Annotated in this window: 14 protein-coding genes; 5 read left to right on the forward strand and 9 right to left on the reverse strand. The window is 33.8% G+C overall.

Going from position 1 to position 15,041, the window contains the following annotated elements; all coding sequences use genetic code 11:
• Positions 1 to 59 precede the first annotated feature (59 nt).
• From NAT50_RS01400 to rlmN, 6 genes are all read right to left on the reverse strand, one after another.
• Positions 60 to 1,298: a hypothetical protein gene (locus tag NAT50_RS01400; protein WP_250590743.1), complete on the reverse strand. Its 1,239-nt coding sequence runs from the start codon at positions 1,296 to 1,298 to the stop codon at positions 60 to 62.
• A 189-nt stretch (positions 1,299 to 1,487) separates the two neighbouring features.
• Entirely contained in the window at positions 1,488 to 2,537 is a 1,050-nt protein-coding gene (locus tag NAT50_RS01405) for a hypothetical protein (protein WP_250590745.1), read from the reverse strand.
• Between the two features lie 19 nt (positions 2,538 to 2,556).
• Positions 2,557 to 3,270 (reverse strand): hypothetical protein, encoded by a 714-nt coding sequence (locus NAT50_RS01410; protein ID WP_250590747.1) that lies wholly within the window; start codon positions 3,268 to 3,270, stop codon positions 2,557 to 2,559.
• Positions 3,257 to 3,817: an RNA polymerase sigma factor gene (locus NAT50_RS01415; protein ID WP_250590749.1), complete on the reverse strand. Its 561-nt coding sequence runs from the start codon at positions 3,815 to 3,817 to the stop codon at positions 3,257 to 3,259. The genes NAT50_RS01410 and NAT50_RS01415 overlap by 14 nt, the downstream gene beginning before the upstream one ends.
• 114 nt (positions 3,818 to 3,931) lie before the next feature.
• Positions 3,932 to 4,912: a polyprenyl synthetase family protein gene (locus NAT50_RS01420; RefSeq protein ID WP_250590751.1), complete on the reverse strand. Its 981-nt coding sequence runs from the start codon at positions 4,910 to 4,912 to the stop codon at positions 3,932 to 3,934.
• A 155-nt stretch (positions 4,913 to 5,067) separates the two neighbouring features.
• A complete protein-coding gene (gene rlmN / locus NAT50_RS01425) occupies positions 5,068 to 6,111 on the reverse strand; it encodes a 23S rRNA (adenine(2503)-C(2))-methyltransferase RlmN (RefSeq protein WP_250590753.1) in 1,044 nt (347 codons plus the stop codon).
• Between the two features lie 107 nt (positions 6,112 to 6,218).
• Between rlmN and NAT50_RS01430 the strand changes: the two genes are divergently transcribed.
• From NAT50_RS01430 to NAT50_RS01450, 5 genes are all read left to right on the forward strand, one after another.
• Positions 6,219 to 7,169, forward strand: coding sequence for an NAD(P)H-dependent flavin oxidoreductase (locus NAT50_RS01430; RefSeq protein ID WP_250590755.1), 951 nt, complete (start codon positions 6,219 to 6,221; stop codon positions 7,167 to 7,169).
• 89 nt (positions 7,170 to 7,258) lie between these two features.
• Positions 7,259 to 7,900 carry an O-methyltransferase gene (locus tag NAT50_RS01435; protein ID WP_250590757.1) on the forward strand — a complete coding sequence of 214 codons (642 nt, stop codon included), beginning with the start codon at positions 7,259 to 7,261 and terminating at the stop codon, positions 7,898 to 7,900.
• A gap of 150 nt (positions 7,901 to 8,050) precedes the next feature.
• Complete coding sequence (locus NAT50_RS01440; RefSeq protein ID WP_250590759.1) at positions 8,051 to 8,290, forward strand: hypothetical protein; 240 nt, start codon at positions 8,051 to 8,053, stop codon at positions 8,288 to 8,290.
• Between the two features lie 49 nt (positions 8,291 to 8,339).
• The gene (locus NAT50_RS01445; RefSeq protein WP_250590761.1) at positions 8,340 to 9,041 is read left to right on the forward strand and encodes a GLPGLI family protein; all 702 of its coding nucleotides are present in this window, start codon (positions 8,340 to 8,342) and stop codon (positions 9,039 to 9,041) included.
• A complete protein-coding gene (locus tag NAT50_RS01450) occupies positions 9,041 to 11,698 on the forward strand; it encodes a TonB-dependent receptor (RefSeq protein ID WP_250590763.1) in 2,658 nt (885 codons plus the stop codon). The genes NAT50_RS01445 and NAT50_RS01450 overlap by 1 nt, the downstream gene beginning before the upstream one ends.
• Here the strand turns inward: NAT50_RS01450 and NAT50_RS01455 are convergent.
• From NAT50_RS01455 to NAT50_RS01465, 3 genes are all read right to left on the reverse strand, one after another.
• On the reverse strand, positions 11,693 to 12,259 hold the full coding sequence (locus tag NAT50_RS01455) for a phosphatase PAP2 family protein (protein ID WP_250591402.1): 567 nt from the start codon (positions 12,257 to 12,259) through the stop codon (positions 11,693 to 11,695). The genes NAT50_RS01450 and NAT50_RS01455 overlap by 6 nt on opposite strands.
• Positions 12,259 to 12,621 carry a twin-arginine translocase TatA/TatE family subunit gene (locus NAT50_RS01460; protein WP_250590765.1) on the reverse strand — a complete coding sequence of 121 codons (363 nt, stop codon included), beginning with the start codon at positions 12,619 to 12,621 and terminating at the stop codon, positions 12,259 to 12,261. Before NAT50_RS01460 ends, NAT50_RS01455 begins: the two co-directional genes overlap by 1 nt.
• Before the next feature lie 148 nt (positions 12,622 to 12,769).
• The gene (locus tag NAT50_RS01465) at positions 12,770 to 15,010 is read right to left on the reverse strand and encodes a M1 family metallopeptidase (protein ID WP_250590767.1); all 2,241 of its coding nucleotides are present in this window, start codon (positions 15,008 to 15,010) and stop codon (positions 12,770 to 12,772) included.
• Positions 15,011 to 15,041 lie beyond the last annotated feature (31 nt).

The following is a 15,041-nucleotide window of genomic DNA, read 5'->3' on the forward strand; positions in this document are numbered from 1 at the left end:
GGCATTTGATACTAAAAGAAAAGTGCTTCGTTGGAGAAGCACTTTATTGAAAAACAATTTTATTTCATTCTAAAATCTGGTTTCTTGTTTACGTTATTGCTGTAAAACAAGTTTAAAATACCTTCATTACTAATTCGATTTAACTTATCACTTTGTAAAAACCAGTTAGAAGGAGCTTCAGCTTTAAACAAGGCTTCGTTTGAAATTACAGAAGTACAACTATCGATGATTGAATTATAAATTTTAATTTTTTGATACTCTTTCATATCTAAATACTTATCGTCTAATGCTAGAAAACTTTCAAAACCTACCACTAAACATCTTTCCATTTCTAGATAAGAATCTGATTTTAAGGAAATGGCCTCTTTAACCAATCCCATAGTATTTTCCTCATTGTTTACCATAGTTACATTTTTTAATTTAACTACAGTTCTCTTTTTCGTAGGATCAAAATTTTCTAGTTTATCATAGGAATCAATTTCAAAACAACGCGAGCGAGTATTGTCGGAAATAAATGGATTCCTGATAATCACAGAATTTGAAACCTGACTTTGAGCGCCCATAGAATAATCGATATCATCATCCGCATTTCTGAATGAAATAATATTATTCATATCTATATTTCCGCCTACTACTTCAATAGCGTCGTCTTTTGCAAAACTGATCTGAACATACTCTATTTTGGTTTTTTTACCTACAGCACCTAGAGTCAGTCCATTTAGCATGATATTATCGTTGATTTTTTTTCCGGCAAATTCTATACGAACATATTTTAATATTCCAGCATCGCTATCTTCATTGTTCCCTCCAAAAAGATTGTATTTTGGATTAGAATCATAAATAGATGAAATTACACCTCCTAATCTGTTCAACGGAGCATCACCATATAAAATGACACCTCCCCAATCACCAGCCTTTCTCTCTTCACTTGCTTTACTAGAAGTAAAAACAATTGGATTTGTTTCTGTCCCTTCTGCAATCAATTTAGAACCTCTAGTAACCACTAAAGTTCCATTGGTATTAAAATCACCTCTTAAAACTGCACCAGGCTCTATCGTTAATGTAGCATTATTTGCTACATAAACTGTACCCATAATTAAATAAGTAGTTCTTTTAAGAGTTGTGTTTTCGGAAATTACTCCTGTTAATATCTGGGTTGCTTGATTGTATTCTGCTTGCTTGGGTCTGAAATTAGTCCAACCATTAAACCAATTCGAGTCGCCATATATTCCGTGTGTATTTTGTGCTGTTGCTACAGAAAAAAAAGCCAATAAAAAAAGTAAAAGTTGATTTCTCATGCTGTTTGTTTTTGAGGTTATTTTGTTTTCGATGGAATCGCAAAAATACTAACTTGATTTGTAATACTAAAAATCAGAGAGTTAAATTATGTTAAACATTTAACAAATACTATACCATAATTAATAAATAAAAAAGTGCTCCTGTAATAGAAACACTTTTTAGCATGATAATGTATGAAACTCTTACTATTAGTTTAAATCGAAGCGTACCCCTAGAGAAATGTTATTTTGTTTTTCTTGGTTATCCTCAAATAAAGGGTTCAAATCATATTTCAGGTAAAGACTCGTCTCCTTGTAACCAATATAAGCTCCAAGACCGTAAATGAAATCATTAACATTGAAATCTCCTTTTGTTTTTTGGGTTACACGATCGCCATTAGCGTCGTTATATTTTAAAATTTGCTTTGTTTTTAAATTTGCTCCTGCGAAACCTCCAAATCCAAATCGAAATCCTTCTTGAATTTTATAAACATCCTTATTATTTTTAACTTGTTTAGGCTGTGTATCAAACTCTAGATATAATGGCATAACCAAATTCACATTTCGTAATCTTGAATCTTTTAGATTAATGGCTGAAGTTTCTAAAAGAGTTTGTGGTCCGTGAACCGCGAAATATCGATTGTCTGTTGGTCGCAGATTGTTGTATTGAAGAGACAAACCGTATTTGAAATGCAACAAATTATCATTTTTAAAAATTCGGGTATTGTACGTCCAACCCAATTCGTAAAAATGAGAACCCCAATAACGATAATTAGAATTGGCCACTGATTGATTGGTCACTAGATTATTCACCCCAAGAGCAAAAACAAGTTGTGAGGTTGTACGTTTCTCACGGTACTGAATTGTATCTTTTCCTCCTATTACAACCTTAAGACCTTTACCGTAGGACTTTCCGTATTTCTTTACCGTATCCAAAGAAGCAATTCTTCCTTCAACTTTTTGTTGAACCAATAACGTCAGTTTTTCTTCTTGAGCTTCAACTCTTTTTTCTATATTGTCCGCAGTAGCTTCAGCCAATTTTATTTTTTCTTCATTAGCCTGCTCTCGACTAATGATTCCTTGCTCCATCTTACTGTTTACTTGTTCGACCAATTCTTTCAAATGTGCTTTTTCTTCCTTAGTAATTCTTTCTATCTCCTGAGAAATCACTTTCACTTGTTCTTCAAATGTTTCCTGACTGTACAATTTTGCAATACTTGAGACTATAAACACTGCCAGATAAATAATAAAATTTTTCATAATAATTTTCGTTTTTTGATTAATGATTTGATGATGATTCTTGATTACGCGTAGCAATAGCTACTTTTGTTTCCTGATAATTCTTTTTTATAGTTCGTATAACCTTTTGTCGGAAAGTTAATTCTATCTCTCCGTCTACCTGTGAAAGCAACTCTTTTGGATTGATTTTCACTTTTGCTTTTGGCTCCATTTTTGGTTTTTCTACCTCAGCCAACAGTAATTCCTCTGTTTTGTCTTCTTTTTGCTGTTGTATTTGATGATCCGCGACTACCGGAAGATTGTTTAAATTTTCATTTCCTTGATTAATGGCTATTAAGTTAGAATCTGAATTGCTTTTTTTACTAAAAGAGTTGGACATTTTCACTTTTTTTTGCTCAGAAACTTGATGGCTTACTAGCGCTTCATTTTTTAAAATTTCAATTTCTGTATTAATACCAGAATCTTCTGAATCAATATAATTGTTATTATTTTGTCTATTATTAAAATCTTGTTCAACTACTGAAGGGGTTTCTTGAAGATTAACTTGTTGCTCCTTATCTACTAGCAAAAGAGCAATCGTCATTAACACCAAAAAACTAGCGGCAATTGGTACCCAAAAAAATCTTCTTTTGGTTTTCTTCTCTTCTTGAATCGAAAGCATGGCTTCTAAACGTTCCCATGATTGTGAAGAAGGCGAAATCTCTCTCGCATCCAAAGCTTCTTTTATGTGTTTTTCAAAATTATTCTGTTCCATTACACGTTCTTTTTGATTGGGTGATTTGATTTGCCAATATTCTTCTGGCGTGTGATAATTGAGACTTAGAAGTACCTTCACTTATCTGTAACATTTCGGCTATTTCCTGATGTTTATACCCTTCGATTACATACAAATTGAAAACCATGCGATACCCCTCAGATAAATTATCAATTAGAAATTGAATTTCATCGACAGACAATTGGCTTTCAATGGTATTATCCGATTCTTCTAAATACGTTTCGTCTTCAATAAAACGGACTTGTTTTTGTACTCGCAAATGCGAAATACACTCGTTTACCATAATTCTTCGAATCCATCCTTCAAAACTCCCTTTGTGTTCAAAATTTTGAAGACTGGAAAAAACCTTCATGAAAGCCATAATCATTACATCTTCTGCCTGATGCAAATCTTTGATGTATTGACGACAAACCCCTAACATTTTGGCAGAAAACCGCGAATAGATTTGCTGTTGCGCCTGGCGGTTATTACCGACAGCTAGCTCAATCATTTTCTTTTCTTCCTGATGTAAACGAATGACTTTCAAAACAAATTTATACTGTTATTCTTTAATTAACTTGAGAATAATTGCATTATTATTTACCCTCTATTACCATAGACGAGTAAAATGAGAAAAAGGTTGCATGAGGTTGAAAAAAAATTATTTTTTTCTTTCAATCACATAATTAACCATTAAAACTAAGGCTTCTTTGTAGGGAGAGTTAGGGAATGATTCTATAAGTTGTAGTGCTTCTTTCTGAAACTGAATCATTTTTTGTTCGGCATAAGCCAAACCGTTATTGTTTTTTACAAAAGCAATGACTTCTTTGACACGCTTTTTGTCTTTATTGTGGTTTTTTACAGAATTAATTAACCACCTTTTGTCTTTTTCCGAACAATGATTCAGAACATGAATCAATGGCAATGTCATCTTTTGTTCTTTAATATCGATTCCGGTTGGTTTACCAATAGCTTCTTCGGAATAATCGAATAAATCGTCTTTGATTTGAAAAGCCATACCAATAAGCTCTCCAAATTTACGCATGCGCTCTATAAGTTCCGCATCTTCCGGTTTTACGGAGCAAGCTGCTAACGAGCAACAAGCCGCAATTAAGGTTGCCGTTTTTTGTCGGATAATTTCATAATATACTTCTTCGGTGATATCCAGACGACGGGCTTTTTCAATTTGGAGCAACTCACCTTCACTCATTTCTCGAACTGCTACAGAGATAATTCGCAACAAATCAAAATCACCGTGATCTATAGAAAGTAACAATCCTTTTGAAAGCAAATAATCTCCAACCAAAACGGCTATTTTGTTTTTCCAAAGCGCATTTAAAGAAAAAAAGCCTCTACGACGGTTACTGTCGTCTACTACATCATCATGCACCAAAGTAGCAGTATGGATTAACTCAATGACTAATGCTCCGCGATAGGTTCGTTCTAATACTTCTCCTCCAGAAATCATTTTAGCAGTAAGAAAAACAAACATAGGTCTCATCTGTTTCCCCTTACGGTTTACAATGTAGTAAGTAATCCGATTAAGAAGCGCCACCTTGGAAGACATAGAGTTATGAAACTTTTTTTCAAAGAGTTCCATCTCTTCAATGATTGGCTTTTTTATTTTAGAAGTAATATCCATTGAGATCCCAAAGATATAATATTTCTTCGGAATCAAAAATGGTTAAAATCTAATTCTGTGTTAAACCTCTAATCCAACACCAGAAAGAATCATCAATACTAATTTATTGTAAAATTAACTGTTGAATATATGAATAAACAGCAAAGTATTGGACATTATGCTTCTTTATTGGCCAATTGACCACAAGCTGCATCAATATCTTTTCCTCGGCTTCGACGTACTTTTACAACAATATCGTGCTGTTCTAATGCTTTAATATAAGCGTCAATCGCTTGCGAAGACGCTTGCTGAAACATTCCATCATCTATAGGATTGTACTCGATAAGATTCACTTTACAAGGAACATATTTACAAAATTTCACTAAGGCGTCTATCGATTTTTTGTCGTCATTAATCCCCTTCCAGACCACATATTCATAGGTCACTTTGCTTTTGGTTTTTTTATACCAATATTCCAATGCCTCACGTAAATCTGTCAGCGGAAAGTTTTTAGTAAAAGGCATGATTTCGTTGCGAATTTCTTCGATAGCCGAATGCAATGAAACGGCCAACTTAAATTTCACTTCATCATCAGCCATTTTTTTTATCATCTTGGATATGCCCGAAGTAGAAACGGTGATACGCTTCGGCGACATCCCCAAGCCTTCCGGCGAAGTTATTTTTTCGATAGCCTTCATCACATTAGGATAATTCATTAAAGGCTCACCCATTCCCATAAAAACAATATTGGAAAGAGGACGATTATAATACAAACGACTTTCAGCATTGATAGCGGCTACTTGATCGTATATTTCATCGGGATTCAGGTTACGCATTCGCTTTAGTCGTGCTGTAGCACAAAAATTACAATCTAAACTGCATCCCACTTGACTTGACACACAAGCTGTTGTTCTTGTTTCTGTTGGAATAAGAACCGATTCAACCACCAAATCATCATGCAATCGAACCGCATTTTTCACTGTTCCATCACTACTTCGTTGCATTGTATCGACTTTGATGTGGTTTATCACAAAATTAGCTTCCAACATGGCTCGAGTTTCCTTCGAAATATTAGTCATATCCTCGAAGGTATGTGCATTTTTTTGCCACAACCATTCATAGACTTGATTTCCTCTGAAGGCTTTGTCGTTGTTAGCTACAAAAAAATTGCGTAATTCTTCTTTGGTTAACGCTCGTATATCTTTCTTTTCCATTTGCATAGTGCAAAGATAGTAAGTATTTCAGCAATACATAATTTTAACAATTACGTTTTACCACTTAATATGCATGCATAGTATTTTTTAGTATATTTGAAAAAAATAGATCTATGGAAAAACAGAATCTTACCGACCTACTTGGCATTAAACATCCCATTATAATGGCTCCGATGTTTTTAGTATCTAATACGGCTATGGTAATTGAAGGAATGAAAGCTGGTGTAGCTGGTTGTATTCCCGCTTTAAATTACAGAACTATAGAAGAGTTAAAGGCTGCGATAAATGAACTAAAAGCTGCAAAAGTAGAAGGCGGAAGTTTTGGTTTCAATCTTATTGTTAACAAATCCAATATTAAATATAGAGAACAACTCAAAACCCTATGCGAGGAAAAAGTAGATTTCATCATCACCTCTTTGGGTAGCCCAGAAGAAACTATTCGCGAAGCTCACAAAGCCGGTATTAAAGTTTTTTGTGATGTAACCGATTTAAGTTTTGCCAAAAAAGTAGAAAGTCTGAAAGCCGATGCTTTAATCGCGGTAAACAATCAAGCCGGAGGGCACCGTGGCAACATAGCACCGGAGGAACTGATCCGATTGCTGAACGAACAAACCACACTTCCTGTAATTTCAGCAGGTGGTGTAGGTTGTAAAGCAGATATCGATACAATGATGAGTTATGGAGCAATAGGTGTTTCTGTTGGTAGTTTATTTATTCCTTCTGTAGAATCAAATGTTTCTCAGGAATACAAACAAGCTTGTGTAGACTATGGAGGCAATGACATTGTGATGACTGAGAAAATTTCAGGAACGCCTTGTACCGTTATTAATACTCCGTATGTTAAAAAAATTGGCACCAAGTTAAGTTGGTTTGAAAAACTGATCAATAAAAACAAAAAATTAAAAAAATGGGCTAAACTTATCCGATTCATGATTGGTAACAATGCCGTGACAAAAGCAGCTACCGAAGCAACCTATAAAACCGTTTGGGTTGCCGGACCTTCAATAGAATATTCCAAAGCGATTTTGCCTGTAAAAAACATCATAGACAACTTAATCCATTAATTTTTTAAAAGAGCGAAAAGTAAAGATTTCGCTCTTTTTTATAGAAGTTTAGCGGTAATTTGTAACTTCGCAGGACTAATTTTTGTTTTATGCATTTCATTTCTGAAGAACTAGAGAACTACGTGGCGCAACACAGTGAAAACGAACCCGATTTATTAGCTCGTTTAAACAAAGAAACCCATCAAAAAATCTTGCAACCTCGTATGTTAAGTGGTCATTTTCAGGGAAGAGTGTTGAGTATGCTCTCAAAATTAGTTCGACCAAACCATATCCTCGAAATTGGCACTTATACAGGATATGCAGCGCTTTGCCTAGCGGAAGGTTTATCCGAAAACGGAACATTAGACACGATTGACAACAACGAAGAATTATTCGATTTCCAGAAAAAATATTTCGATCAATCTCCTTGGGCCAATCAAATTCATCAACATTTAGGCAATGCCCTTGAAATTATTCCTACACTAAATAAAAAATTCGACCTAGTTTTTATTGATGCTGATAAAGAAAATTACATCAATTATTTCCAGATGATTGTTCCTATGATGAATAAAGGAGGGATCATTCTTTCTGATAATGTATTGTGGAGCGGAAAAGTATTAGAAACCGTGAAAGCCAACGACAAAAGCACCAAAATCTTACTGGAATACAACCAACTCCTGAAAGACGATCCAAGAGTTGAAACGGTCTTATTACCTATAAGAGACGGGTTAACCGTTAGTCGAGTTTTGTAATTAAAACTTTAACATTTATTACGGTTTTCCCTCATATTCACTTACAATTTTTCTTATAATTTTGTCGTCATCAATTAGATTTTTCTATTTGTAAAAGTTCATGAACAAACTAAAAGTATTAATTAAAAAAACAACTTTAAAATAAAAAAAATGATTTTTACAGCTATTGCATTAGTAGCTTTTGCAGGAACTAGTATGGGAAATACAGTCGAAGAAACTCAATCAGAATCTATAGTTATTGAAACTACAAAAACCGACGAAAGCGATGATTGTACTGAGCATGCAGCAGCTCTTTATGAAACCTTGATAGATGCGGATTGTGGTAGTCCAACATGTGGAGGAGATGACATAGGATTATTGAATGATTTAATGGCTCTTTGCTCTTTATAAAACCACATAAGAGTCATCATTTTTTGATGACTCTTAAAATAGAAATAAAATGATTAAAATAAAATTACTTCTAGTCTTATTTATCACATTGACAACTCCGATTTTCTCGCAAAGCGGAACCATAACCTACAGTGTCAACATAAGTACTAATGACAAAGCAATTAAAGAAGATATAAAGGAAACCTATAACAAGTTAATAGAAATAGCAAGAACACAAGAATTCATTCTAGTGTTCAACAGAACGGCTTCATATTTCAATATTCAGAATAAATTAACTGACAAAAACGAATACGAAGCAAAAATGTACAAAATTTCAAGATCTGCTTTTACCGCCAGAAACGAAGTTTTCACTAACATCTCTGAGAAGGAAACTATTGAAAGAACTTATGAAGATATTCTAATAAAAAAGAAAAATGATTCTTACGCATGGAAAATCACTAACGAATCGAAAAAAATTGACAATTATTTGTGTTATAAAGCTACTTTTGAAGAGTTCTTTCCAAGAAGAGATGGAACACAAGGAAGCAGAACAATTACAGCATGGTTTGCACCATCTCTACCTTATAATTTTGGGCCATTAACTTATTACGGTTTACCGGGACTGATATTAGAACTTACAAGAAACAGCACCACATTTCTAGCTTCTAAAATAGAAATATCAGAAAAACAAATTCCTATTGATTTCCCCAAAGGAAAGACCATTACTCATGAAGAATACGACAACAAGCTAAAAAATCAAATGGGGATGTAATGCGTATTATTTTATTGTTTTTTTTATTTTCGGTTTACAGTTTCTCACAAACCACAACCATAACCGGCATTGTTAGCGACACTCTAAACAAACCTTTAGAAAATGCCAACATTATTGCCAATCCTTTCGATACAAAAGTCCAACTTAAATTTGCCATTGCCGACAACAAAGGGCGTTACCGTTTAGAATTAGAAAAAGAAGTAAAGTATAAAGTTACTGTTTCTTATATCGGATATAAGGAAGAAAGTCTTGTTATTGAACCCAACTCGAGCCTTACTTCACACAATTTTGTCTTAAAAAGCACAGGACAGCAACTCAAGGAAATTGTCATAAAACACGAGTACAAACCCGTTGTCATCAAAAAAGACACTATGACTTTTACGATCAAAAGTTTCGCTAATGGAAACGAACGTAAAATGAAAGAAATCCTAGAAAAATTGCCCGGTGTTGAAGTCGATAAAAAAGGAACAGTTACTGTACAAGGCAAAAAAGTTACCAAGATGTTAGTCGAAGGTAAATCATTCTTTGGTGGTGGGAGTAAACTTGCCGTAGAAAACATCCCTGCCGATGCTTTAGATAAAATTGAAGTCATAGATCACTTTAACGAAGTGGGTTTCATGAAAAAAGTATCGGATAGTGAAGACCTTGCAATGAACGTCAAGTTAAAAGCAGATAAAAAGAATTTCATTTTTGGCGATGTAGAAGCCGGAGCCGAAATTGCCAATGATAACGGATTTTATTTAGCCCATACCGGACTGTTTTACTATAGTCCAAAAACCAACTTGAGTTTTATTGGCGACAGCAACAATATTGGTAAAAGCACTTTTACCTTTGATGATTTGATGCGTTTTGATGGTGGTTTTAGTAGTTTTTTATCAGGACGAAAACCATTAACCAATCTTATGCTTTTTTCAACAGACAATACGGATGTTCTAGAAAACAAATCTAACTTTTCGGCAATAAATTCTAGTTTTGAACTCTCTAAAAAACTATCCATCAATAGTTATGGTATTTTTTCAAAAGGGATAACCAAAAAAATTATTGAAAATAACAATCAATATATTCTGAATGACAATAGTATTTTTGAAATCAGTAATCATCAGAGAAATAATCGATCAACTCTAGGGATTATCAATACAAAACTAGATTACTCACCTTCAAAAAATGAAAAGTGGTTTTATAATTTTCAATGGCAAGCGAATAATAACAAAGGAAATAGTCAATTAAGTTCAATAACCAACAACAATAGCTCGTTATTTGAAACCATCAATAAAGCCGATAATACTTCGATAAAACAGTATATAGAATGGCACAAAAGCATCAATAACTCACATACCACTACCCTTGTTGTGAATAATTCGTTTGAAAAAAGTACTCCATCAACACAATGGAATACCAATCAACAATTTTTAGCGGGTTTTATTCCGTTAGAAAATGATAGTTTTTATAAAGTATTGCAGAATAAAAAAGTAGAAAACCATACCGTTGACGCTCTGTTCAAACATTATTGGCTCTTTAATAATTTCAATCATCTATATACTGTTTTAGGGAACAACTTTGGCAAAGCAAAACTTCGAACTCATGAAGAACAACTTCTAACGGATGGTACTATTAATGATTTCAGTAACAAAGGTTTTGGCAATGCAATTACTTACCTACTTAACGATTCGTATTTGGGATTAGAATATAAATTTAAAATCGGGAAATGGACAAACAAACCGGGTATTTATTTTCATCAATACCATTTGAAAACGGAGCAAAATGAAACGAATTCTATCGACACATTCTTAATACAACCTCAGTTTAATAGTGATTACGAATTCAGCCAAGCAGAAAACGTAAGCTTTAATTACAAGTTGAATAATTCATTTGCGGAGGTTTCTCAATATGCTAATCAATATACGTTACAAAACTATAATTTGGTTTTTAAAGGAAATGCTTTGTTGAAAAACGAACAATTTCACAATGCTGGCCTGAGGTATGTAAAATCGAATATGTATAGAGGAATTATGCTGAATGCATTTGTAAACTATTCGAAAAAAACGAAAACCATCAGAAATCAAGTTCAATTGGCAGGGATTAATCAATTCATTACTCCCGTAGTAACCAATAATCCAGAAACTACTTGGCGAATAGTCGGTTCTCTTTCTAAAAAAATATATCGCTTTACCTTGAAATTCACTCCTAATTTCAATTGGTTCGAATACATTCAAACAGTCAATAATATTACAGAAACCGTTGAACGCAACAATCAAAATTTAGGTTTTTCAGCGAAAACAAGTTATAAAAAATGGCCTGACTTTGAAGTAGGCTACAAAAAAGGATTTAATCAATTTAAAAGTCAAACCCATTCTTCATTTCAAACCGATGAGTTTAATGCACAGGTTGTAATTCCATTCCAAAAATCGTTTGTATTTAAATTTGAATATGAAAAGTTCAAAAATTCGAGTTCAAACCAGAAGAATTATTTTGATCTCGCGAACACTTCATTAAGTTATCAAAAGAAAAATAGTCCCTTACGAATTGAAATATTCGCCAACAACTTATTTAACACAAAAATCAAAGTAAATAATTCATTCTCGGATTACTTAATTAGTAATCAACGAACTTTTATTTTACCGCGTTTGATTATGTTGAATTTAAGTTATAAATTATAATTGAGGGAAATATTTACGTTTCACCAAAATGTAGATTTTATAAAAAGCAAAACCGGTCAGTGCACCAAACACATATCCTGAAAGAATATCTGCTGGGAAATGCAGTCCTAGGTAAATACGGCTATAAGCAAAAATCAAAGGAAATAAAAACAGTAAATAAGCATGTCGGTAATATTGACGAAGTATCGCAAAAATCAGCACGGTACTTGCCATAGAATTGGAAGCATGTCCTGAAAAATAGCTAAAAGACTTACTACTTTTTACCACACGTATTAATCCTTTCAACTCTTCATCGTTACACGGACGTAGTCGTTGAACACTGTTCTTCATTAAATTAGTCATTTGATCCGTAAAAGTGATCATCAATGCTAATAATACCACAACAATTCCGAAGTTTTTCCAACCAATTTTCTTTTGCAGAAGATAAAACACAAATAAGAAAAAGGGTGTCCAATGTAGCTGTTTGGTAATAAACAACCATAGACTATCAAAAGGTTCAGAACCTAGATTATTTAAAAATATAAAAAGCTCTTTGTCTAATTGAATAATTTGTTCCAAAATTACATTTGTCTTTTAATGGGTCCGGTTAAGTCTTCAATGTTTTGTTTTGCTTCATTTATTTCTGAAGTTACATCGAAAGGATTTAGGTTTTCTCCCGTTATTTTTTGGGTTTCCTGATCTACCATGGCATTGAAACCACTTTTAACTTCTTCTACTTCACGATTAAAATCACGAGTCAATGAGTTTAACTCTTGGTGATCAGCACTACGCTGAATCTCCGATTTAATTTCGTTTGTCGCATTTTTCAACTGTGCCATACCTTTCCCTAAAGTACGAGCAATATCAGGAATCTTTTCAGATCCAAATAACATTAAACCAATTAATATGATTAAAATTAATTCTCCGCCTCCTATTCCAAACATAATTATAGATTTTCTGTATAATTGCGACAAATTTAGCAAGAATTTGTCGTGTAAAATATTTTTTATAAAAAACTTAACCTCTTTAGTATTAAAAAAGGCACAGGAGTGATTACTCTGTGCCTTTTATTAATTATCTCAATCCAAACTGTTATTCAAATTTCGATTTCACCTCTTCTTTAGGCCAAACATTGTTGGACACATCGATATCTGCAGTTTCTTCTTTTGGATCTACTGTGATTTTTTTAATTTCTTTTTGAGTAGCAAAAACTCTCGAAACTTCTTTTTCATTTTTCAACCAGATTTGCGCTGGGAATTTATGATTTTCAGTAGTTCCATCTTCATACGTAATCTCTACGATTAAAGGCATTACTAAACCTCCTGGTTTATTAAAGCTTACTTGATAAAAATATTTAGGAGCTTGTAACTTTGCTCTCTCCGCTTCGCTAAAGTTTGTATTCAAATATTCGTTCAAGGTTTTAACCTCTTTAACATCCAAAGCTTTTTTGCTGTTAGATTTTAAATCAGTGCTACTTCCCTCAATTAAATACACTAACGGTCCTGCATTTCTGAATCGGTTTCTGCGATTAGTTTCTTGCGCTTTAAAATTAGCTGGAGCGTCGTTAGAAACATAAAACTGTTTTACTTCTTTTATTCCAATATCAGTGTAATCTGTTGTATAGAACCAACCTCTCCAGAACCAATCTAAGTCTACGCCCGAAGCATCTTCCATCGTTCTGAAGAAATCTTCAGGTGTTGGATGTTTAAATTTCCATCGGTTTGCATATGTTTTGAAAGCATAATCAAACAACTCACGTCCCATGATTGTTTCACGCAAAATATTTAATCCTGCAGCCGGTTTTCCGTAAGCATTATTACCAAACTGTTTAATTACTTCTGAATTAGACATGATTGGCTCTAACCAATTTTGATCGCCTCTCATATAAGGTACAATTGTTTTCGCTGGACCTCTATCTACAGGGAAATTAGGATCAAATTCTATTTCTGCTAAATATTCTAGGAAGGTATTTAATCCCTCATCCATCCATGTCCACTGACGCTCATCTGAATTTACAATCATTGGAAAGAAATTATGACCCACCTCGTGAATAATAACTCCTAACATTCCATATTTCACGCGATCAGAAGTAACTCCTTTTTCATCAGGACGTCCAAAATTCCAACAAATCATAGGATATTCCATTCCTTGATCCTGAGCATTTACAGACACTGCTTTAGGATAAGGATAGTCAAAAGTTTTTTCTGAATAACTTTTTAAAGTATGCGCCACAGCTCTTGTTGAGTATTCTTCCCACAAAGGGTTTCCTTCTTTAGGATACACAGAAGTAGCCATTACGGTTTTTTCTCCCAATTTGACAGCCATTGCATCCCAGATGAATTTTCTTGAAGTTGAAATACCAAAATCACGAACATTTTCTGCTTTAAATCTCCATGTTTTTTTAGCATTTGACCATGATTTTTCTCTCTCAATTGCCTCTGCTTGTGTAGCGATAATCACTGGCTTATCAAATGTTTTTTCGGCCAATAAGTATCGTTGTAATTGTGCAGGAGAAATAACCTCAGCTCTGTTTTGTAAAGAACCTGTTGCTTCCATGATATGATCTGCCGGCACGGTAATATTCACCTCATAATCTCCAAAAGGCAATGCAAATTCACCTTGCCCCCAGAATTGCATGTTTTGCCAACCCTCTACATCATTGTACACTGCCATTCTTGGAAAGAACTGAGCTAAAACATACAAACGATTTCCGTCTTTGAATTGTTCGTATCCAGAACGTCCACCATCTACCATGTAATTTCCGATGTTGTACCACCACTTAATTGAAAACACAAATTTTTGACCTTTTGCCAATGGTGTTTTAAGGTTGATGCGCATCATCGTTTCATTTATGGTGTAAGAAACAGGATTTCCTGAGGCATCTTTTACATATTCTATTTTAAAACCACCATCAAACTTTTCTTCAATATATGTTCTAGAAAATGCCGCAGCGCTGATTGCTGGATCCATTTTTTCGCTACGAACTAATGGTGATTTTGAAGTTTTAGCAAATAAATTCTGGTCTAACTGTACCCATAAATATTCCAAAGATTCTTTGGCATTGTTAGTATACGTGATTGTTTCTACACCATACAAACGAGCATTTTTGTCATCCAATTCAATGTCCATTTTATAATCGGCTCTTTGCTGATAATATTCTGGACCTGGAGCTCCTGAAGCCGTACGGTACATGTTAGGTGTTGCCATCAAATCATACATTTGACGGAATTTACTGGTGTCAGTATGTCCTTCTTGTTTCGGTTGATTTTGAACCTGCGCCATCATCATACCGGAGAAAGACAATACTAATGCTAAAAATTTAAAATTTTTCATCACAGAAATACAATTTTGATTGCTAAAAATA

Origin of the sequence: Flavobacterium luminosum (assembly GCF_023635005.1) — a bacterium.
GTDB lineage: Bacteria > Bacteroidota > Bacteroidia > Flavobacteriales > Flavobacteriaceae > Flavobacterium > Flavobacterium luminosum.

Bases quoted from the DNA above. Each gene is read 5' to 3' on its own strand.
- NAT50_RS01435 (WP_250590757.1), top strand. From the start codon at position 7,259: ATGCATTTCATTTCTGAAGAACTAGAGAACTACGTGGCGCAACACAGT.
- NAT50_RS01440 (WP_250590759.1), top strand. From the start codon at position 8,051: ATGATTTTTACAGCTATTGCATTAGTAGCTTTTGCAGGAACTAGTATG.
- NAT50_RS01405 (WP_250590745.1), bottom strand. From the start codon at position 2,537: ATGAAAAATTTTATTATTTATCTGGCAGTGTTTATAGTCTCAAGTATT.
- NAT50_RS01420 (WP_250590751.1), bottom strand. From the start codon at position 4,912: ATGGATATTACTTCTAAAATAAAAAAGCCAATCATTGAAGAGATGGAA.
- NAT50_RS01400 (WP_250590743.1), bottom strand. From the start codon at position 1,298: ATGAGAAATCAACTTTTACTTTTTTTATTGGCTTTTTTTTCTGTAGCA.
- NAT50_RS01445 (WP_250590761.1), top strand. From the start codon at position 8,340: ATGATTAAAATAAAATTACTTCTAGTCTTATTTATCACATTGACAACT.
- NAT50_RS01465 (WP_250590767.1), bottom strand. From the start codon at position 15,010: ATGAAAAATTTTAAATTTTTAGCATTAGTATTGTCTTTCTCCGGTATG.
- NAT50_RS01410 (WP_250590747.1), bottom strand. From the start codon at position 3,270: ATGGAACAGAATAATTTTGAAAAACACATAAAAGAAGCTTTGGATGCG.
- NAT50_RS01430 (WP_250590755.1), top strand. From the start codon at position 6,219: ATGGAAAAACAGAATCTTACCGACCTACTTGGCATTAAACATCCCATT.
- NAT50_RS01450 (WP_250590763.1), top strand. From the start codon at position 9,041: ATGCGTATTATTTTATTGTTTTTTTTATTTTCGGTTTACAGTTTCTCA.
- rlmN (WP_250590753.1), bottom strand. From the start codon at position 6,111: ATGCAAATGGAAAAGAAAGATATACGAGCGTTAACCAAAGAAGAATTA.
- NAT50_RS01460 (WP_250590765.1), bottom strand. From the start codon at position 12,621: ATGTTTGGAATAGGAGGCGGAGAATTAATTTTAATCATATTAATTGGT.